Origin of the sequence: Kitasatospora sp. NPDC058046, assembly GCF_042885595.1 — a bacterium.
Lineage (GTDB): Bacteria > Actinomycetota > Actinomycetes > Streptomycetales > Streptomycetaceae > Kitasatospora.
Genome location: NZ_JBHVRS010000001.1, coordinates 520968 through 539299, shown reverse-complemented (window position 1 = coordinate 539299; position 18332 = coordinate 520968). Strand labels below are relative to the sequence as shown.

The 18332-nt window shown below is 71.5% G+C and carries 17 protein-coding genes and 1 pseudogene; 3 read left to right on the top strand and 15 right to left on the bottom strand.

Annotated features, from left to right (window positions below):
- Positions 1–183: 183 nt before the first annotated feature.
- The 7 genes and pseudogenes from ACFVU7_RS02475 to ACFVU7_RS02445 form a co-directional block, all read right to left on the bottom strand.
- Positions 184–687, bottom strand: a complete 504-nt coding sequence (locus tag ACFVU7_RS02475; protein ID WP_143204459.1) for a hypothetical protein — start codon at positions 685–687, stop codon at positions 184–186.
- Positions 688–1026: 339 nt separating this feature from the next.
- Positions 1027–1737, bottom strand: a pseudogene (locus tag ACFVU7_RS02470) (LysR family transcriptional regulator); the annotation flags it as partial.
- A 161-nt stretch (positions 1738–1898) separates the two neighbouring features.
- Positions 1899–3299, bottom strand: a complete 1401-nt coding sequence (locus ACFVU7_RS02465) for a hypothetical protein (protein ID WP_388043919.1) — start codon at positions 3297–3299, stop codon at positions 1899–1901.
- A gap of 82 nt (positions 3300–3381) precedes the next feature.
- Positions 3382–3798, bottom strand: coding sequence for an NUDIX hydrolase (locus ACFVU7_RS02460; protein ID WP_388043917.1), 417 nt, complete (start codon positions 3796–3798; stop codon positions 3382–3384).
- 117 nt (positions 3799–3915) lie between these two features.
- Positions 3916–4581 (bottom strand): M15 family metallopeptidase, encoded by a 666-nt coding sequence (locus tag ACFVU7_RS02455; protein ID WP_388043915.1) that lies wholly within the window; start codon positions 4579–4581, stop codon positions 3916–3918.
- 27 nt (positions 4582–4608) lie between these two features.
- The gene (locus tag ACFVU7_RS02450) at positions 4609–5727 is read right to left on the bottom strand and encodes an RICIN domain-containing protein (RefSeq protein WP_388043914.1); all 1119 of its coding nucleotides are present in this window, start codon (positions 5725–5727) and stop codon (positions 4609–4611) included.
- A gap of 106 nt (positions 5728–5833) precedes the next feature.
- Positions 5834–7147: an XRE family transcriptional regulator gene (locus ACFVU7_RS02445; RefSeq protein ID WP_388043912.1), complete on the bottom strand. Its 1314-nt coding sequence runs from the start codon at positions 7145–7147 to the stop codon at positions 5834–5836.
- A gap of 151 nt (positions 7148–7298) precedes the next feature.
- Here ACFVU7_RS02445 and ACFVU7_RS02440 point away from each other — a divergent pair, with 151 nt between their 5' ends.
- The gene (locus ACFVU7_RS02440; RefSeq protein WP_388043910.1) at positions 7299–8387 is read left to right on the top strand and encodes a methyltransferase domain-containing protein; all 1089 of its coding nucleotides are present in this window, start codon (positions 7299–7301) and stop codon (positions 8385–8387) included.
- Positions 8388–8531: 144 nt separating this feature from the next.
- Here the strand turns inward: ACFVU7_RS02440 and ACFVU7_RS02435 are convergent, their stop codons facing one another.
- The 4 genes from ACFVU7_RS02435 to amcB are packed head-to-tail and all read right to left on the bottom strand — an operon-like array spanning position 8532 to position 11292.
- Positions 8532–9221, bottom strand: coding sequence for a hypothetical protein (locus ACFVU7_RS02435; RefSeq protein ID WP_074000823.1), 690 nt, complete (start codon positions 9219–9221; stop codon positions 8532–8534).
- On the bottom strand, positions 9218–9916 hold the full coding sequence (locus ACFVU7_RS02430; RefSeq protein ID WP_388043908.1) for a pentapeptide repeat-containing protein: 699 nt from the start codon (positions 9914–9916) through the stop codon (positions 9218–9220). The genes ACFVU7_RS02435 and ACFVU7_RS02430 overlap by 4 nt, the downstream gene beginning before the upstream one ends.
- Positions 9917–9976: 60 nt before the next feature.
- Positions 9977–10147, bottom strand: a complete 171-nt coding sequence (gene amcA, locus ACFVU7_RS02425) for a multiple cyclophane-containing RiPP AmcA (RefSeq protein WP_198959297.1) — start codon at positions 10145–10147, stop codon at positions 9977–9979.
- Positions 10144–11292: a cyclophane-forming radical SAM peptide maturase AmcB gene (gene amcB / locus ACFVU7_RS02420; protein WP_388043906.1), complete on the bottom strand. Its 1149-nt coding sequence runs from the start codon at positions 11290–11292 to the stop codon at positions 10144–10146. Before amcB ends, amcA begins: the two co-directional genes overlap by 4 nt.
- 322 nt (positions 11293–11614) lie before the next feature.
- Between amcB and ACFVU7_RS02415 the strand changes: the two genes are divergently transcribed.
- Positions 11615–12928, top strand: coding sequence for a multiprotein-bridging factor 1 family protein (locus ACFVU7_RS02415; protein WP_388043904.1), 1314 nt, complete (start codon positions 11615–11617; stop codon positions 12926–12928).
- On the opposite strand, the gene ACFVU7_RS02410 is transcribed toward ACFVU7_RS02415, so the two are convergent.
- A complete protein-coding gene (locus tag ACFVU7_RS02410; RefSeq protein ID WP_234348288.1) occupies positions 12925–13755 on the bottom strand; it encodes an alpha/beta hydrolase in 831 nt (276 codons plus the stop codon). The two genes, ACFVU7_RS02415 and ACFVU7_RS02410, sit on opposite strands and share 4 nt — an antisense overlap.
- Before the next feature lie 231 nt (positions 13756–13986).
- Here ACFVU7_RS02410 and ACFVU7_RS02405 point away from each other — a divergent pair, with 231 nt between their 5' ends.
- Positions 13987–14784: a helix-turn-helix domain-containing protein gene (locus tag ACFVU7_RS02405; protein WP_388043902.1), complete on the top strand. Its 798-nt coding sequence runs from the start codon at positions 13987–13989 to the stop codon at positions 14782–14784.
- Here the strand turns inward: ACFVU7_RS02405 and ACFVU7_RS02400 are convergent.
- Genes ACFVU7_RS02400 through ACFVU7_RS02390 form a run of 3 tightly spaced genes read right to left on the bottom strand, consistent with a single transcriptional unit; the run spans position 14781 to position 18330 of the window.
- Positions 14781–15617, bottom strand: coding sequence for an ECF transporter S component (locus tag ACFVU7_RS02400; RefSeq protein ID WP_074000827.1), 837 nt, complete (start codon positions 15615–15617; stop codon positions 14781–14783). The genes ACFVU7_RS02405 and ACFVU7_RS02400 overlap by 4 nt on opposite strands.
- Positions 15614–17218 (bottom strand): ABC transporter ATP-binding protein, encoded by a 1605-nt coding sequence (locus ACFVU7_RS02395; protein ID WP_388043900.1) that lies wholly within the window; start codon positions 17216–17218, stop codon positions 15614–15616. Before ACFVU7_RS02395 ends, ACFVU7_RS02400 begins: the two co-directional genes overlap by 4 nt.
- Positions 17215–18330: a CbiQ family ECF transporter T component gene (locus ACFVU7_RS02390; RefSeq protein WP_388044174.1), complete on the bottom strand. Its 1116-nt coding sequence runs from the start codon at positions 18328–18330 to the stop codon at positions 17215–17217. Before ACFVU7_RS02390 ends, ACFVU7_RS02395 begins: the two co-directional genes overlap by 4 nt.
- Positions 18331–18332: the final 2 nt, after the last annotated feature.

Genomic DNA, 18332 nt, shown 5'->3' with positions numbered 1-18332 from the left:
AGTTGCGCGCCCCGGGGTTCCTTGAACCCCGGGGCGCGCTGCTGTGTGCGGGCTGGATGCGGCCGCCGTATTGGAGTCGGGGAGGGAATCGCGCTGGCTGTGGATGCCTTGCTCATGCCTTCGAAAGTCCATCTGACGGATGCTCCTCGAAAGCCGTGTCTGCTCGTCTGCGGAGCGGCAGGTCTACGAGTCGTTCAGCAGCCGTTGACCGTGGATCTTCGCGGCGTTTCCCCAGTGGCAGGCTGTGCATCGCTCCAGGCGAAAGTAGGGTGACGAGTCTTTTGCTTTAGCCTCAGTCACCCTTCGGAAGTTGCTTGTATATTGCACACGCCCGCAGGGGGCATCGGCCGAGTGGTAGATGGTCAGGATGGGGCCTGGAGTGATGCGCACCAGGCATGGGAGGCTTGCGCTTCGACCGCCGAGACGCCTGGCCTCATGGTCGACCTCCCGCAGTTTGGTCGCCATTTGCATGCGCAACTCCTCCTGGGCTTGGTGGTGTTCATCCAGGATTTTGAGTCGACGAAGTCGAAGGGTGTTCATTTCTTCCGGAATTGCCATTGCAACCTCGTAAGCAGTTCTCCTAGCGTGAAAATCATTGAACATGGAAATCTTGGGCAAGCGCAAGGCGATGCTGGAAATATTTCCAATATGATCATCTTGGTCAAATGGAGGATCGATCTTGATCATGAATGGCAGAGCTTGATGTATTAGCAGTTGGGGAAATGCCTTGCATATTAATCCGTTCAAGTGGGCGGCCAGTGCCCTGTGAGAACTCGCTTCGACCTTCGGCCGCAAGATGATTGGCCCGCCGGGCCGGGATGGCAAGGGGGAAGGGCGTTGTGGGCGGCAACCTGCACCGGCTTGTCGTTGAGTCGGAGGTCGCGTACTGGTCCGACGGCGCTGGCCGGTGGGGTGGGCAGCGTTCAGGGGGCTGCGACGGAGAGGGGGTAGTGGAGGGTGGGGAAGGGGGCGTGGTGGGTGGGCCAGAGGAGGCGGAGGTGGAGGGGTGGGGGGGTTGAGGGGGAGGCGGGTGAGGGTGCCGGCGGTGAGGTGGGTGTGGACGGCGTGGGTGGGGAGGAGGGCGATGCCGAGGCCCTGTTCGGCGCAGGCGCGGGTGGTGGGGACGGTGCCGGTGTGGAGGCGTCGGATGTGGTGGCCGAGGAGGCGTTCGCCGGCGAGGTGGTAGGAGCAGGCGGGGGTGTCGACGAGGAGGCGGTGGCCGCGGAGGAGTTCGGGGGTGAGGGCGGTGGCGCGGGCGAGCGGGTGGGTGGGGGCGGCGACCAGGGTGAGGGGGACGGCCTGGAGGTCGAGGTGATCGAGCGGGGCGGGCGGCAGGGGGAAGCCGAGGGCGCCGAGCGGGCCGGGGGCGTCGAGGATGAGGGCCGCTTCCAGGGCTCCGGCGGCGACGCCGTCGAGCAGGATGTCCCGGGTGGCGTCGGTGTGGAGGGAGATGTCCAGGTCGGGGCGGTGGTCGGTGAGGCGGGCCAGGACGGCCGGGAGGTGGGTGGCGGCGACGGCGGCCAGCACGCCGAGGCGCAGGCGGGTCCGGGTGACGGCGACTTCGCGGCGAGCCTGGTCGGCCTGGTCGAGGAGTCGGCGGGACCAGGGCAGGAGGCGTTCCCCGGCCGGGGTGAGGGTCAGGTCGGGCCTGGCCCGGTCGAACAGGTCGGTGCCGAGGCTGTGTTCGAGGGTGCGGACCTGTTCGGAGACGGAGGCCGGGGCGAGTCCGAGGGCCATGGCCGCGCCAGTGACGGTGCGGTGGGCGACGAGGGCCTCGAAGACGCGCAACTGACGTAGTTCCACTGGTTTCCCCGGTTCCCCCGAAGGTCCGTACGGTGCCTGTGCGAGTGCTGCGGGACAGGGTACGGGGGTGGACGGGGTGGATGGGGTGCCGGAGGTCAGTGGCTGCCCGGGGCCTCCGGCCGTACGGCGAGGGTGTGGGCCTCGTGGAGGGTGGCGGTCGCTTCGGCGTGGGCGCCGTGGACGAGTTGGGCCATGGCGAGGTCGGTGAGTGCCCGGACGAGGCGGTGGGTGTCGTCGGTGGGGCCGGTCGCGTGGAGGTGGCGTTCGATCCGGACGCTCCGCCGTAGCCGGGGGAGCGTGAGGTGGGCGTAGTAGGTGGGGTGGTCTCCGCGGACCGCCCGGCGCAGGTCGAGCCGCCGGGTGAGGGTGCCGAGGGCGGCGAGCAGGGCGCGGTCCTCCGGCAGGGGTAGGGGGTCGTCGGGGTGCTCGGACGGGTCGTCCTCGTCGGGCAGTCGGTCGGTGGGCTCGGGCCTGCCGGTGACGGCTTCGACGGCCCGCGCGAGGGTGGCCAGGCCGTCCTCGAAGGACTCGCGCAGGCTGAAGGACCAGTGGTGGAGGCTCAGGCCCAGCACCGGTTGGAGGGGGCGGCCCGGGTCGACGCCGAGCGCGAGCGGGTCCGGGGTGTCGGCCGCGGCCTGTTCGTCCCGTACGCCGGAGCGGGCGAACAGGGCGCTCCGCAGGCCCTCGTTGAAGCCGAAGTCGCCGGCGTCGCCGCGGGCGGGCAGGAGTTCGCAGGAGCGGGCGGCGTCCGCGAGCAGCCGGTGCGACTGTTCGGCGCGGCCCAGATCGGCGAACCACAGGGCGGCGCCGGCCGTCCGCAGGGCCGGGACGGGGCTGCGGGCCGGTTCCGTGCGGCCCTCGCGCAGCCGGGCGAGGGCCTCGTGTTCGACGGCGACGGCCTCCTCGGTGCGGTCCGCGAGGCGGAGCAGCACGGTGAGGTCGAGCAGCCGCCACGCCAGGTCGCTCCCGCCGGGCTCGGTCACCGCCCGGGAGCGGTCGGCCACCGTGCGGGCGGCGTCCACGGCCTCGTCGAACCGTCCTGCCTCGGCGAGGCCGTGGGCGAGGTCGGCGTGCAGGACGGCGGCCTGGCCGAGGCCTTCCACCGGCTGGTCCGCTTCGGCGCGCCGGGCCAGGTCGGCCGCCTCCCGCCGGGCGGCGAGGGCGGGGCCGTCGGCGTGCGCCAGGGAGAGTTGCAGGGCGAGGGAGGCCAGCGCGCGGGCGGCGTCGGCCAGGTGCTCGGTGCAGCCGTCGGCGACCAGGGCGCGGTAGATGCCGGCGGACTCCTCCAGGAACGGGACGGCCTCCTCGGGCCGGGGCTCGGGCCGGCCGTAGGCCCGGCCCCGCAGCGCCTCGGCCAGCGCGGGCAGGCCCGAGGCGGGGTCGGTGCGGGCCTGGATCCGGAGCCGGGCGACCGTCTCGTCGGTGACGGGTTCCCGCCCCGACCGGCGTGCTCGCGGTGCGGGGTGGTCGGACGGGGCTCCGTGCGCGGGTGTCACGCGTTTCCTTCCGGGGCGGGGGAGAGGGGTCTCCCGTCCGAACGTCCTTCCGGCGGGGAGGAGTTCCGGAGACCGCGTGCCCCTACTCGGCGAGCGCGCCGTCGAGGTACTCCCGCACCGGCGGGAACAGCGGGAACGGCACGTACTCGGCCAGCTCGGCGCGGGACGCCCACACCACCCGGTCCAGCTCGTCGGAGTCCACCACGGTGGCGGTGCCGCCGACCACCTCGCAGGCCGTGTACGCCATCCGCCGCCCGTTCTGCGGATGCTCCCGCTCGCCGAGCAGCCGGGCGGCGGCGACGCGCAGGCCGGTCTCCTCGGCGGTCTCGCGCACGGCCGCCGCCCCGGCGGACTCGCCCGGCTCGACCTCCCCGGCCGGGAACTGCCAGGACAGTTCGCCCTCGGCGATCCGCCGCCGCACCATCAGCACCCGGCCGTCCTCGACGACGATCGCGACGGCGACGGCGGGGGGTGCGTGCTCGGGGTTCTGCTCGGTCATCGCTCTGCTCCTCGGGTCAGGACGGCGTCGGTGTCGACGCCATCCTGACCCGGGGCCGCGGGCGCGGCCGACAGCAGGCAGCGGGTCGCGTGTCGTGTCGGCTGTGCGAGGTGTCGGCTACCGGTGCGCCGGCCCGTAGAGCGCCGACGGCGCGCCGGTGGCCAGTGCCCAGTAGCGGTCCCCGTACGACCAGTGCCACCACTCGGTGGGGTAGTTGACGAGCCCGGCGCCGGTCAGGACGCTGCCGAGCAGTCGCCGGTTGGCGCGGGCCTCCGTACCGATGTTGTCGGCGTGGGTGTAGCAGGCCCCGGCGCTCTCCTCCGGGTTGGCGTTGACCCTGGTGCCGAGGTCGAGTTCACGGCCGTCGGCGTCGACGAGGGTGAGGTCGACGGCGGCCCCGGCACTGTGCGGTGCGATCTCCGGCGGGGAGACGTAGCGGCTGGCCGACGACCTGATCCGGTCGTCCGGCCAGTCGGGGTTCGCGGCCCGCAACTCGGCGGCGTACTCGTCGAAGTAGCGGCTCTGGAGGGCCGGCGGCCGGTAGCCCTCGACGAACAGCAGCCGCAGGCCGTCCGGCAGGGCCGCCTGCGCGTCGAGCAGCCGGTCGAGCACGCCGGCCCGCAGCTGCGCGAAGGCCCCGGTGCCGTCCTGCTTGCGCCCGTCGACGGGCAGCCCGCCGCCGCTCCGTACGTCCGACAGCCGTACGTCCGACAGCCGCTCGCCGCAGTCCTGGACGGGGATCGCGGCGACCTTCGGGTCGGACATGAGGATGATCTCGCTCAACACGCCTCCTGGGTCTCGGGTCCGGGGTTAGCTCTTCTGGTCGTCGGCCCAGGTGATGTCCATCTGGTCGATGAAGTAGCGGCCCTCGAAGCGGAGGAAGACCTTGGACGAGGTGTCCCGGTCCGCGATCCAGCTCTTGTTCCACTGCACGACGGTGCCGGCGCCGTCGCGCTTGGGGTAGTAGAGGCCCTCGCGGCGTTCGGGCTGGCTGTAGAAGCCATGCCCGTTGGCCAGCCGGTACGGCGTCCGGACGAGGGCGCCGCTGTAGTCGTCGAAGAGCGCGGCCGGGAAGTTGGTGCGCGCGACGAGCTTCGGCGGGACGTAGTGGACGTCGACCTCGTCGGAGTTCACGTAGCGGGCGGGTTCCCCCTTCAGCCGGTGGAAGGCCCTGCGCGCGGCGCCCGCCGTGTCGTAGCTGTCGATGAAGGTCACGAGATCTCCCTCCCGCCCCTCCTGGTACCAGTCGCCCTGGGAGTGATGGTCGAAGTCGAAGGCCTCGATGCGGGTGCCCGGGGTGAGGAGCTCGCCGGGGACCTCCCGGAAGCTGGTCTCCTCGAAGAACTGCTCGACGGTCCGCACGCGCTTCTCGAAGCGGCGGGCCGGCACCCGGACCCGTCCCGTCCCCACCGGCAGGTCGGTGGCCTTCGGCGCCGGGGCGGGGGCGGGTTCCGGTGCCGGGAGGGGCGCGGGCGCCCAGGCGGTGCAGTTCAGGTCCTGGGCCCCGGCGCCCTTCTCCAGGATCAGGGGCCCGCTCGGCCGTTCGGCCGCCGGTTCGGCCAGGCCGAGGAGGCAGTTGGAGGAGTCGTGGAGGGCCATCAGCCGGCCGGTGTCGCGCTGGACGAAGGCCCGCCAGGCCTGCCGCCAGTACGAGGAGTCGCTGCCGGTGTCGGAGAACTTGGGCCGCAGGGTGACCTTGGCGCCCCGGCTCGACTCCTCGGCGGTCAGGTAGAGGCCGGTGGCCACGTGCCGGATCCGGTGGTTGAGCACCCGGAACCGCTCGGCCACCCACTGCTCGCCGTCGCTACCGGTCTCGGGCGCGAGCACCACCGGGGTACCCTCCGGGCTTCCCGGCGCGGCTCCGGCCACCAGGCCGGGAATGCGGTGGAGGCGTAGGACGAACGTCTCGGTGGGCCAGTCGACCAGCATCGTGGATACCTTTCGGCATGGGGATATGACAGAACGTCAAGACCATGATCGCTTGATCGGACGGATCGGCGCCAGGGCGTGCGGGGACGAAGGAACGGGCCAGTGGTCAGCAGGCCCGCAGGCGCTCCAGGAACTCCGGGACGCCGTCGACCCGGCGGTACGGCTCGAAGGCCGGTGCGAGCTCGCGGACCAGGGCGACGCAGCGGGGCGCGCCGATCCGGGTGGCCAGGTCGAGCGACTCACCGGTGACGGACACGGCCTGCTCGACCTCCTTGGCCTCCAGGTAGCCCCGGGCCTGGTACGTCAGGAAGACGCCGCGCGTCTTGTCTCTGGCGCGGGGCAGCAGCGCCATCCCCTCCGCGATCCGGGCCCGCGCCTCGTCCGTCCGGCCGAGGTCCAGGAGGCACTGGCCGGAGTCCACGGCCAGGTCGGCGGGGCCCATCCACGCGCACCACCCGGGTGCGGGGTCGGCGGCGTCGACGGCGAGGGCGGACTCGGCGTCGGACAGGTCCCGGTAGCAGGCGGCGCGGTCGCCGAGCGCCGCGTGGGCCCTGGCGCGGCGGAGGAGGAGCAGCGAGCGGGCGGTCGGGTGCGAGACGCCGGACAGGGCGTGCCCGAGCTGGTTGACGGAGACCCCCGCCTCGCCGAGCCAGGTGGCCTGGTAGGCGAAGTCGGACAGCACCCCGGCGCCGTGGTCGCGGTCGCCCGCGGCGTTCGCGGACTGCAGCGCGGCCTCCCACAGCTTTCCGGCCGCCCAGTGCCGGCCCTGGTCGAAGCGGTACCAGCCGCAGGTGGTGGCGAGCGAGGCGGCCAGCCGGTGGAGGCGTCGACCGGTCGCCTCGCCGTAGCGGCCCTCCTCGATCAGCTCCGTGACGGTGGCCAGGTGGGCGTCCATCAGGCGGACGGTGTGCTGGCGCTGCTCGGTGGGCAGGGCCGTCAGCTTCCTGCTGGTCTCCTCCAGCCAGTTCACGAGTTCGCCGTCCACGTGCTTGCCGTCCAGGGCCGAGGCGAGGCGCCCGGGCTCGGTCGTGGCCCACTGGGCGGCCAGGCCGCCCAGCGAGATCGCGCTGAAGGTCATGAAGCTGCGGCGGTCCATGGCGGCTCTCTGGGCGTCGTGGAGTGCTCGGACGGTGTGGGCGGCGCCCAGGGGCAGCGGCTCGTCCCGCCCGGGCAGCCAGTACGGCCAGCCGTACGCCTCCAACTCCGACAGCGGGACGTCGAAGGCCTCGGCGATGAGGAGCTGGGAGTCGGTGTTCGGCGTCTTGCGCCAGTGCTCCCACCGGCTGACGGCCGCCTTGTCGGCCCCGGAGCGGAGCCCGTGACGCCGGGCGGCCTTGTTCAGCTCCGCGACGAGGTCGCCCTGCGACCAGTGACGCAGTTCGCGCGCGTAGGCGAGGGGATGCCGGATCGGGTCGTCCACGGGGTCAATCCCATCATCGACAGTGACCGCGAGCCTACCGCCGGTGCGGGCGGGACAACCCCGGGACCACAGGCAATGGCTTTCCGGTGAGGGCGAGTTGGGCTGTACTCGACTCGCACCGACCGAGTTCCTCCACGAAGGGGATGACCGCGTGAAGTGGAACGCGCTCACCGACGCGCTCCGGGAGTCCGGGGCGCTGTCGGTCGACTGGGAGTCGGTGTTCCGGGCGGTGCCCCGACGCCTGTTCGTCCCGGACCGGGTCCACCACGGGGGTGAGTGGCTCGACCGGACGGAACGGCCGGGCGAGTGGGGGGAGTTGGTCGCCTCGGACGTCCCGCTCGTGACGAGGCTGGACGAGGACGGCCGCACGCCGGCCTCGTCCAGTTCGATGCCCACCGTCGTGGCCCGGATGCTCTGGCACCTCCGGGTCGCCGACGGCATGCGGGTGCTGGACATCGGCACCGGTGCGGGGTGGACGGCCGCGTTGCTGGCGCGCCGGCTCGGGGTGGAGAACGTGACCACGGTGGAGCTGGACCCTGAACTGTCCGGTGCGGCGTGGCGGCGCCTGGCGGCGAACGGCCTGCCGGTCACGGCCGTTGTCGGCGACGGCATGCTCGGCCATCCGGCGGGCGCGCCGTACGACCGGACCCATGTCACCGCGGCCGTGCAACGCGTCCCCGGGGCGCTGATCGAGCAGACGGTGCCCGGCGGCGTGATCGTCGTCCCGTACGGCACGGCGTTCTGCAACGGGGGGTTGCTGAGGCTCACCGTCGCCGATGACGGCCGGTCCGCGAGCGGGCCGTTCGTCGAGGATGTGGCGTTCATGTGGGTGCGGGACCAGCGCCCCGGGAGCGGCGAGTTCGAGATCGAGGACGTCCGGCACGGCCCGTCCGCCCTCGACCCCGCCGCCGTGGCCGAGTGCACCGACGCCGCGTTCGCGATCGGGCTGCGGCTGCCGGGCCTGTTCCGGCGGGAGGTGTGGGCGGGCTACGACCGTTTCGGTACGGGGCGGTTCGAGGTGTGGGACGGGGTCTCGTACGCCCACTGCCGCCTCGCCGACCGGGACGGGAAGCACGCCGTCTCGCAGTCCGGCCCCCGCGACCTGTGGGACGAGGTGACCGCCGCCCATGCCTGGTGGCAGCGCCAGGGCGAGCCGGGCCTCGACCGGTTCGGCCTGACCGTCACCGTCGCGGGCGAGCACCGGGTGTGGCTGGACGAGCCGGATCGCGTGGTCGGGTGATGGGTGGCATGAAGCGCGCCCTGGGCTCGCGGGCCCGGGGCGCGCCGGACTGTGCGCGCGTGCGCCGCCTGAACGGGTGATCAAGGAGCACCCGAAGGTGCTCGACACACTCTCGGATGCCTTCGGGGACGTTGTCGGACAGTGTCAGACCAGCGATCCCATGGCGCCGCATGCCCAGCGGCCGAGCCAGAAGGCGGCAGTGGATTCCTGTTGGTCTTCCGTGGAGCCGTCATGAGGCAGGAACTCGGTGGGTGCGATGTAGCCCTCGCCGGGATCGAGCCGAATGCGCAAGCAGTGGAGGGGGAATCCGCGTGCGACGTAGGACCGGAGGTCATCGGTGTGCGGGTAACAGGCGGCGTGATCCTCGCGGACCGTCCGGCAGACGTTCTGGATGTCGACGTCACCGAGCAGGATGTAGCGGGTGCCAGGCCCGAGGTTGATGCACAGTCGTCGCCGACCGGTGTGCTTGCGTGCGTGGCTCAGCTTGTCCCAGTTGTCGACGTGCAGGCCGATCAGCCGACCATCTTGGTAGTTGGGTGTCGTGGTCGGTGACTTGGCGACGCTGAGAGCCTTGCCAAGCATGTGGGTTCCAGGACTGTTGAGGTGGTCGGGGCCGATGCTCTCGGCCCCGACCACCTCGACGACGATGTCGTCGGCCGTGGACCGACCGGGTCGGAGCCGGTCGATCACGTCGTGATCGAGGGAACGCCAAGGGCCGATGGGAATGACAGCACCCTCTTCGAACCGGGCGTCGCCGCGGGTCGTGCCGACACTGGCGACCTGGGTGCGGGCTGCTAGGGCGGCAGGTGAGGCGTGGGCGACCTTGAGACTCATGGAGTCCTCCTGGACCCGGGCCCGTCGAGGTCATCCCCGAAAGTGACCTCCAGCTCGGCCATGAGCGCTTGGGCGAGCTCGATCTGCTGGGGGCGGTCGATGATGACCTTCGTGAGGTTGCCGATACCCCGAAGCATGGACAGGTCGTTGCCGCGCAGGTCGGTCGCTCGATAGGTGCCGCGGCCGAACTCGGTGTCTCGTAGCGAGCAGCCGTCGAAGACCGCAGCAGTGAGGTCGCACCCGTTGAAGGCCGACTCGGTGAGCACGCAGTCGGTGAAAGCGAGCGGGCCGGTGGTGCGGAGCTTCTCGAAGGTGGAGTAGTTCAGCTTGCAGTGGTCGAACAGCACGTTGTCGAGGGTGAGGCCGTTGTAGTTCCCGCCCATGATCTTGCAGTTCCTGAAGACGACGCGCGACAGCCTGCTGTCGACCCACTGGAGATTTCCCAGGTCGCAGTCGGTGAATTCGACCGAGTCCACGCGTACCTCGTCCATGCGAACACGGGAAGCACGAAGGTTGGTGACGCGGCCGGTGAGGAGACGGGTGTTGGCCAGGTCGAGGTCGCGTAGATCGGCGTCGGCATAGGCGAACTCCTGGACGATGCCCCGGCCGCTCTCCAAGGTCGAGGTGTTGGAGAGGTAGCCACCGGTGAGATCGGGCAAGGTGATGCTGATACGGCCGAAGGAACGGCTGGGCATGGTGAATGCTCGCTTTCCGTTGCGCCGGGCCAGCGCCGGTCGGCACTGGCCCGGCGACGCTCACTTCTTGTTCCAGTTGTCCCAGGTCGGACGGTTGTCGAACTTGGGGCCGGCGTTGTCCCAGGTGGGGCGGTTGTCGAACTTCGCCACCGCGGGGCCGGTCGTGCCGGCATCCACCAGGTCGCTGATCACGTCGGTTTCGATGGTCTTCAGCAGTTCGAGCAAGGTCATGACGCGGTCTCCGCTCGGACGGTATCGGACAGGGCGGTGAGAAGGGCCTGCCGCGACACGCGGCAGTGGTTCGTCTCGGTGGAGTCGAAGCGGCCGTTCTCGAAGAACCTGTTTCCGGCCTGAGCACCCCGACAGAAGCCGAAGTACTCGCAGGTGGCCTCGCAGGCGTCCAGGCCGGTCAGGAACTCGTCCACGTAGCGGAGCCGATGGGCGTTGGCCAGCATGTCGCGGATGGTGAGCTGCAGGACGTTCCCGGCCTGGAAGTCGTGGTACTCGGGGGATTGGACGCCCGCCAGCTCAGGGGAGAGAAGAACGACGTCCCCGATTGAAGAGACGGTCGGGATGGGGTCGATCCGAACGCTTTGCCAGCCGTCTCCGCCTCGCAGGGAGCGCAGGTAGGCGCCAAGGCGATCGATTTCGCGGACGGTCAGGCCGGGGTTCGAACGAGTCCAGGCGATCGCGCGGTTCCAGAACTCGGCTGCGGCTTCGAACATGGGGACGGGGCGGTGGGCATTGGCTCCCTCGCGCTCTTCGATGTTGATTCCTACGGTGTGGCAGCCCAGTTCGGCGAAGAAGTCCAGCAGTTCCTCCGGCCGGCCGATGCTGTCCACTGTGACCACGGCGATCGTGGAGAAGCCGATTCCGTGTCGGCGAAGACGCGCAATGCCTCGGAGGGTGCGATCGAAGACCGGCTTTCCTCGGCGGTCGACGCGCTCCGTGTTGAACTCGGCGGGACCGTCGATGCTCACCCCCACACGTACCTCGCGCTCCGCGAAGAACTCGCACCAGCGGTCACTGACCAAGGTGCCGTTGGTCTGGACATAGTGGTGCAGCAGGCCTTCATGCCGAAGGCTCTCGAACGGATCGGTCAACTCGGAGAGACGCGACGTCCCGAGCGCCAGCGGTTCACCCGCGTGCCACACAAGGTCCATCGGGGCATCGACGGTTGCGATCTCGCGGATCGACCGGGCAATGGCCTCGGCGACATCGGACGTCATCGGCGTCCGACGGTCCTTTCCGGGGAGGTAGCAGTAGCTGCACGCCACATTGCAGAAGCCGTCCGGTTGCACGACGACCGACCGCGGTCGGGGGGAGATCCGCCGGCGGTAGCGCTCGCGGGAGGTGAGTGGAGGTGTGCGGGCCACGGTGGTCCTCTCAAGCGTAGGGACGATCACTGGAAGCGGAGGTCTGCGTGCACGGTCTTGCAGGATTTGCTGACCAGCTCCGTGGCGATCGGGAGGTCACGCAGGCCTCCCGCTGGGATGCCGGATCGTTCGGCCGCCCAGGAACTCCCGAACCCGATGGCGATTTCCAGTTCCAGAGCGGCTGATCATCAGTCAACAGTGCTTCTGCGGATGAGACGAGGTCAGACTGGAGGACACATCACCGGACACTTCGATCGGTACGCCGTATCTCCTGTCGCTGGCCGATGTCGGCGGCTTAGCCTGGATCTGCGGGGGTGCAGAGATGCCCGGACACACACCGAATGGAACGTTCGTCACTGCGCGGATCAAGCGTGGGTGGCGCACTCAGGAGGACTTCGCTGAGGCGTACAACGCCACGGCTGGCACCTCGGGCTCGAAGGCCAGGATCTCGGTGCGTCAGGTCAGACGGTGGGAATCGGGACAGACCCTGTGGCCGAACCGGGACGCGCGTCAGGTCTTGATCCGGATGTTCGGTATGCCCTTGGGGCACCTGGGCTTCGTTCCGCCCGCCGGCAAGGCGATGGCGCGGGACACTGCGGCCGATGACGAACCCGGCATGGAGGATCATGTGCTTCGCCGAACATTCGTAGGCGGTGCTCTTGTCGCACCCTTGCTCGATCTTGCGGCACTGGACCATCTCGCAGCCGCAGCCCGGGACGCCTACCGATACGCCGACCAGGATCTTGTCGATCATCTGCGCAACGCGCTGGACGAGACGGCTCGGATTGATCTTCTCGACGGGCCGCATCGGGCAATGCCCGCCGCGCTTGGAATCCTCTCCGCGATCAACGGTGCTGCACGAGATGCCAAGCCCGGCATTCGTCAACAGCTACTCGGCCTGGGGGCGCGTGCGGCCGAACTGGCAGCGTGGCTTCACCGGGATGCCGGATCGCCTCACCGGACGATCACCTACTGGCACAACCAGTCGAAAGAATGGGCCACCTTCACCAGCGACGGTGCCATGCACGCCTACGTTCTCCTGCGTCAGGCGCAGGCCATGGGACGCCACGACCCGGCTCGGATACTCGCCTTGGCAGATGCGGCCACCAGTGGGCCGTGGGTCCTTCCGCCACGTCCACGTGCTGAGGCACTTCAGCAGAAGGCGCGCGGACTTGCGATGACCGGGGCCGCCGAGAAGCAGATCGAGCGAGTCCTGGACGAGGCGCATGGTTCGTTGGACCAGGCGGCCGAGCCGTGCGGGGCGGCGACCTGCACCGGGCCTCTCGGGGACGGCTACACCCGCGATCGGCTGATGGTGCAGTCCGGGATCTGCTGGCGTGAGGCCAAGCGGCCGGACAAAGCAGTTGCGGTGTTTCGGGCGCATCTCTCGGGGAGCGTCCTCGGACCTCGCGACCATGCCCACTACAGCGCGTTCCTGGCGGGGGCTCTCGCCGAGGCAGGTGAGCCTGACGAGGCGGCTGACGCGGCTCTCCGTGCCCTGGCCGTGGCCGCGCCTCCGCGTTATGGGCAGGTGATCACCGAACTCCACCGCACGGCAGAGATCCTGTTCCCGCACCGCGACCGTCCGGCGGTGCGGGAGTTCCACGAACGTCTGATGGTGACCGTGTCATGTTAGGACGAGACGAATTCCGCCACCTTGGCGATCACCTCGCTCTGCCAGGCCTTGGACTGCGGGTGGGCGTAGGACGGGTCGTCGTGGACGGCGAACCCGTGTTGCGCGCCGTCGAGTTCGTACAGTTCGGCCCCGGCGCCGAAGAGCGGCGCGAATCGACGGGACAGTTCGATGTCGACGAAGGTGTCCTTCGTACCGTGGATGATGAGTACGGGTGACCGCACGCCGGTGCAGAGCTGCACGGGGTCGAGGTGGAAGACCTCGTTCAGGAGACCGCGGCCCGTCTCGAACGGTTGACGGACGGAGAAGCCACGCTCGTCCAGCTTCACGGCGTGCTCTGTGGAGAGGCGGTCCTCGACCCATCCGGCTGCTTCGGTGATGAAGCGGTTCCGGTAGTCCATACGTGGGTTCAGCAGGACCAGCTTGTCGACCTCATCGGGTCGGCTTCCGGCATGTAGGGCTGCCGCACCGCCGGAGAACGAGGCGGCAACGACGTGGACCCGGCCGGGGCGATCGGCGATCTCTGCCAGGTGTCCGGACGCGGCCCGGATGTCGTTGGCGATGGAGGCGATCGTGATGTCGGAGAAGCGCCCGGCGCTCCTGCCGTGGGCCCGCAGGTCGAAGCGGAGGCAGGTGATGCCGGTGGCGGCGAGACCGGCCGCCAGGCGGCCGAAGAATCCGCCTTCTTCACGGGTGACGCCGGCGCCGTGTGCGAGAACGGCCAGAGCAGTTGGGGGAGTTGGCGAGGGAGTGACCGTGCCGGACAGTGCGGTGCCGTCCAGCGACCGAAATGCGGTCTCGTAGTCAGTCATGTCCACCGACGGTATCAACTCGCGGACGAGGCTGGAGCGTCCAGGGAGCGGAGGTTCCGGGGCGCGCTGGGGTGAGTGCGCTCGCGCCGCCCGAAAGGGTGATGTGGGTGGGGGTTTGACGAGGTGTTACGGCGTTGCGGTGAAAATTGCGGTGTCGGGTGCTCGGAGAAGCGCCCGGTGCATGGGCACAAGTAACCCCGGCGGTGCTCCAACACCCCGGGGTTTGGCACCAGGAGAAAGCAACTCCAGATGCAGATTCATCGTATCCCTCAGCACGCTCCCGGGTACACGATCCTGGACAACGGGCATGTCGTCCGCAAGCACTCGCTGTCGTGGGCCGCACGCGGCCTCCTCAGCTACCTGCTCAGTCTGCCGGACGGGGCGCGCGAAGACGTCCGTACGCTGGCCGCCAAGAGCGTGGAGGGTCGGACGAGCGTGGCTCGGGCGCTCAGGGAGTTGGAGGCGGCCGGGCACTACGTCCGGCGCACCCAGCGGGACCCGCTGACCGGGCAGGTGCGGACGGTCGTCTCGGTGCACGAGGTGCCGGTGACGACGGGCAAGGCGGTGCACACGGTGCCGCCGCTTCCCGTGCCCCCGGCCGCCGGTGGTCCAGCTCCAGGTGGGCCAGGCGTCGGGAAGGCGGGAAGCCCTTCCAAGGAACGGGAAACCAAGGACGTGGAACAACCTTCCGTCCGTCCCCCGGAGAAGTTGACGGCGGGCATGGCGCTGCTGCTCGAACTCGGGTGCCGGGAGCCGAAGATGGCCCTGGCGGGGAAGCCGCTTGGTGATCAGGCCGCGAGGGTGGAGCGGCTGCTGGCACAGGGCTGGTCCCGGAGCGCCTTGCTGGGCATCCTGGCGGCGCCGCTGCCGGAGAAGGTCACGCACAGCGTGGGGGCGGTCCTGGCGGGGCGGTTGGCGAGGGTGCCCGCTGTCCCCGAAGCGGCGGGAGATACGGGGCCCCGCAGGCACGAGTGCCCCGGCCGGGGCGGGATGTGCGGGCGGCCCGTGGCCGGGCCCGGGCAGGTGTGCGGGGCGTGCCGGGCTTAGCGCTCCGGCGGGCGGAAGGTGACCGGGGCGTCGAAGGCGGCGCGGCGGGTGGTGCGGCGCAGGGCGCGCAGGACGGGGGTGCCGAGGGTGAGGCAGAGCACCACGGTGAGTGCGGCGCGCGGCAGGTCCCAGCCCAGCGACGTGGTCAGGCAGTAGGCGGCGAAGCGGACCAGGTTGGCGGGCAGCGGGTCGCCGGGGACGAAGGAGATGGAGCCGGCCAGGCCGCCGATGTACGGCCAGCCCTGGAGGTTCATGATCGTGCCGTACAGCAGGGACGCAATGGCGCCGTAGGACGCCAGCACCACGAGTTCGCGCCGGCCGCGCAGCGAGGAGGCCCCTGGGAGCAGGCCCGCACCCAGGCAGACCCAGCCCATCGCCAGCATCTGGAACGGCAGCCACGGCCCGACCCCGCCGGTGAGCAGCGCGGAGGCGAACATCGACAGCGAGCCGAGGACGAAGCCGAAGCCCGGGCCGAGCACCCGCCCGGACAGCACCATCAGGAAGAACATCGGCTCCAGCCCCGCCGTGCCCGCGCCGAGGGGGCGGAGGGCGGCGCCGGCGGCGGCCAGGACGCCCAGCAGGGCCACGGACTTGGCGTCCAGGCCGGGGGCGCCGCCGCCCGCCGAGCGGCCCTCGGAGATCTGGGCGATGACGACGGCGAGGAGGAGGGGGAGCAGCAGGGCGAACAGCCACGGTGCGTCGGTGGAGTGGCCGACCAGCGCCGACTTGGTGGAGGCGAGCAGCGGCCAGCCGAAGGCGGCGACGCCGACGAAGGAGACGGACAGCAGCGCCGCGACGGACCGGCGTCCCAGCGGGACGGGACGAGTGCTCATGCGTCCAGCGCCTCCGCGACCTGCCGCACGGTGAGCCACGGCCCGGGTGCGAGCACCTTGGCGACCTGCGGGGCGAAGGCGGGGGAGGAGACCACGACCTCCGCCGTCGGACCGTCCGCGACGATCTCGCCCTCGGCGAGGATCACCGTGCGGTGGGCGAGTTCGGCGGCCAGCTCGACGTCGTGGGTGGCGAGGAGCACGGCGTGGCCCTCGGCCGCCAGGCCGCGCAGGATCTCCACCAGCCGGGCCTTGGCGGCGTAGTCGAGGCCGCGGGTCGGCTCGTCGAGGAGCAGCAGCGGGGGCCGGGCGGTGAGCACGACGGCGAGGGCGAGGGTGAGCCGCTGGCCCTCGGAGAGGTCGCGCGGGTGGGTGTCGTCGTCGATGCCGGGCAGCAGGCGCTCGACCAGGGCGCGGCAGGTGCCGGCGGCGGCGCCGGCGTCGGTGTCGGCCGCGGCGCACTCGGCGGCGACCGATTCGCCGTACAGCAGGTCGCGCGGGTCCTGCGGGACGAGGCCGACCTCGCGGATCAGTTCGGCGGGGCGGGTGCGGTGCGGGGTGCGGCCGCCGACCCTGACGCTGCCGGAGGAGGGGGAGTGCAGGCCGACCAGGCTGCCCAGCAGGGTGGACTTGCCGGCGCCGTTGCGGCCCATCAGGGCGGTGATCTCGCCGGGGTGGAGGGCGAGGTCCACGCCGCGCAGGGCCGGGACGGGGCCGCGCCGGACGGCGAGGCGGTCGGTGACGGCGAGGGGGGCGGCGCCGGCACGGCGGTCGGCGGGAGCAGGCGTCCGGCCGTCCAGCCGGGCGCGCAGCGGCGCGGCCTTGCGGCGCGCGTCGCGGACCGAGAGCGGCAGCGGCCGCCAGCCCGCGAGCCGGCCGAGGCCGACCACCGGCGGGTGCACCGGGGAGTGCGCCATCACCTCGGCGGGCTCGCCGAGGACGGGCGGGGCGTCGGGGGTGAGCAGCAGCACCTGGTCGGCGTACTGGACGACCCGCTCCAGCCGGTGCTCGGCCATCAGCACGGTGGTGCCGAGGTCGTGCACCAGCCGCTGGAGGACGGACAGCACCTCCTCGGCCGCGCCCGGGTCGAGCGCCGAGGTGGGCTCGTCCAGGACCAGCACGCGCGGGTGCACGGTGAGCACCGAGCCGATCGCGACGCGCTGCTGCTGGCCGCCGGAGAGGGAGTTCAGCGCGCGGTCGCGCAGGTCGGCGAGGCCGAGCAGGTCGAGGGTCTCCTCGACCCGGCGGCGCATCACGTCGCCCGGCAGGCCCAGGGACTCCATGCCGTAGGCGAGTTCGTCCTCCACGGTGTCGGTGACGAAGTGCGCCAGCGGGTCCTGCCCCACCGTGCCGACGAGGTCGGCGAGTTCGCGCGGACGGTGCTCGCGGGTGTCCCGGCCGCCGACGGTGACCCGGCCGTGCAGCACCCCGCCGGTGAAGTGCGGCACCAGGCCGCTGACCGTCCCCAGCAGGGTGGACTTGCCGGAGCCGGACGGGCCCACCAGCAGGCAGAGTTCGCCCTCGGGGACGGTCAGGTCGACGCCGTTCAGGGCGGGTGTGGCCGAGTCCGCGTACCGGACGGAGACCTGCTCGAAGGTGATCACGATGCCCTCCGGGGCGGGGTCGGGGCGGCGAACGCCGGTACCAGGCCGAGCAGCACGGTCAGCACGGCGGCCAGTGGCAGCGCGGGGACGGTCGGCGGGACGACGGTGGGGGCGAAGGCGGCCGGGTCCCGCGCGGCCAGGTAGGTGGTGAGGGCCGCCACGGCCGCCCCGGAACCGGCCGTCAGCCACTCGGGAACGGCCCAAGGATCGGGCCGGTAGCGGCTTCTGACGGACCGTCGGCCACCCAGCAGCAGGCCGGCGAAGGCGGCGGCCAGGCCGAGCAGCAGGACGGGCAGCGCCCAGCCCGCGCCACCGGCCGTCAGCAGCCCGTACGCGGCCAGGCAGACCCCGAGCAGTCCGGCCAGGGTGAGCGCGGCCGTTGCCCGGGCGAGCCGGCGCGGGACGTCGGCGGTGCGGCCGAAGCCCCGGGTGTCCATGGCGGCGGCCAGTGCGATGGACCGCTCCAACGCGCCCTCCAGCACTGGGAGTCCGACGCTCAGCACGGCCGCGACGCCCTTGTCGGAACGGCCCCGCAGGCGCCGCGCGGCACGCAGCCGGCGGACGTCCGCGATCAGGTTCGGCGCGAAGGTCATCGCCACCACGACGGCGACGCCCGCCTCGTAGAGCGCGCCGGGCAGGGCGCGCAGCAGCCGGGCCGGGCTGGCCAGCGAGTTGGCGGCGCCGACGCAGACCAGCAGGGTGGCCAGCCGCAGCCCGTCGTACAGCGCCGCGAGCAGCCCCTCGACGGTGACCCGGCCGCCGATCCGCACGCCCTGCGCCCAGACGGGCAGCGGCAGTTCGGGCAGTGTGAACAGCACATGGGTGCCCGGGATCGGCGAACCGAGGAACACCGCGAAGACCAGCCGGATGCCCAGCACCAGCAGGCCCAGCCGCAGGAACGCCCCGTACGAGCGCGACCACGGCGCATCGCCGCGCCGGGCCGCGACCACGTACCCGGCGACGGCGACGAGCAGCAGCAGGATCGCCGGGTTGGTGGTGCGGGTGGCCGCCGCGCCCAGCCCCAGCGCCCACAACCACCAGGCCCCGGGGTGCAGTTGACGGGGGCCGGTGGGCGGCCGGGTGGTACGGACGGCGGTGCTGCTCACGGTGATTC

Bases quoted from the DNA above. Each gene is read 5' to 3' on its own strand.
- ACFVU7_RS02475 (WP_143204459.1), bottom strand. From the start codon at position 687: ATGATCAAGATCGATCCTCCATTTGACCAAGATGATCATATTGGAAAT.
- ACFVU7_RS02460 (WP_388043917.1), bottom strand. From the start codon at position 3,798: ATGACCGAGCAGAACCCCGAGCACGCACCCCCCGCCGTCGCCGTCGCG.
- ACFVU7_RS02450 (WP_388043914.1), bottom strand. From the start codon at position 5,727: ATGCTGGTCGACTGGCCCACCGAGACGTTCGTCCTACGCCTCCACCGC.
- ACFVU7_RS02435 (WP_074000823.1), bottom strand. From the start codon at position 9,221: ATGAGTCTCAAGGTCGCCCACGCCTCACCTGCCGCCCTAGCAGCCCGC.
- ACFVU7_RS02430 (WP_388043908.1), bottom strand. From the start codon at position 9,916: ATGCCCAGCCGTTCCTTCGGCCGTATCAGCATCACCTTGCCCGATCTC.
- amcA (WP_198959297.1), bottom strand. From the start codon at position 10,147: ATGACCTTGCTCGAACTGCTGAAGACCATCGAAACCGACGTGATCAGC.
- ACFVU7_RS02415 (WP_388043904.1), top strand. From the start codon at position 11,615: ATGCCCGGACACACACCGAATGGAACGTTCGTCACTGCGCGGATCAAG.
- ACFVU7_RS02405 (WP_388043902.1), top strand. From the start codon at position 13,987: ATGCAGATTCATCGTATCCCTCAGCACGCTCCCGGGTACACGATCCTG.
- ACFVU7_RS02400 (WP_074000827.1), bottom strand. From the start codon at position 15,617: ATGAGCACTCGTCCCGTCCCGCTGGGACGCCGGTCCGTCGCGGCGCTG.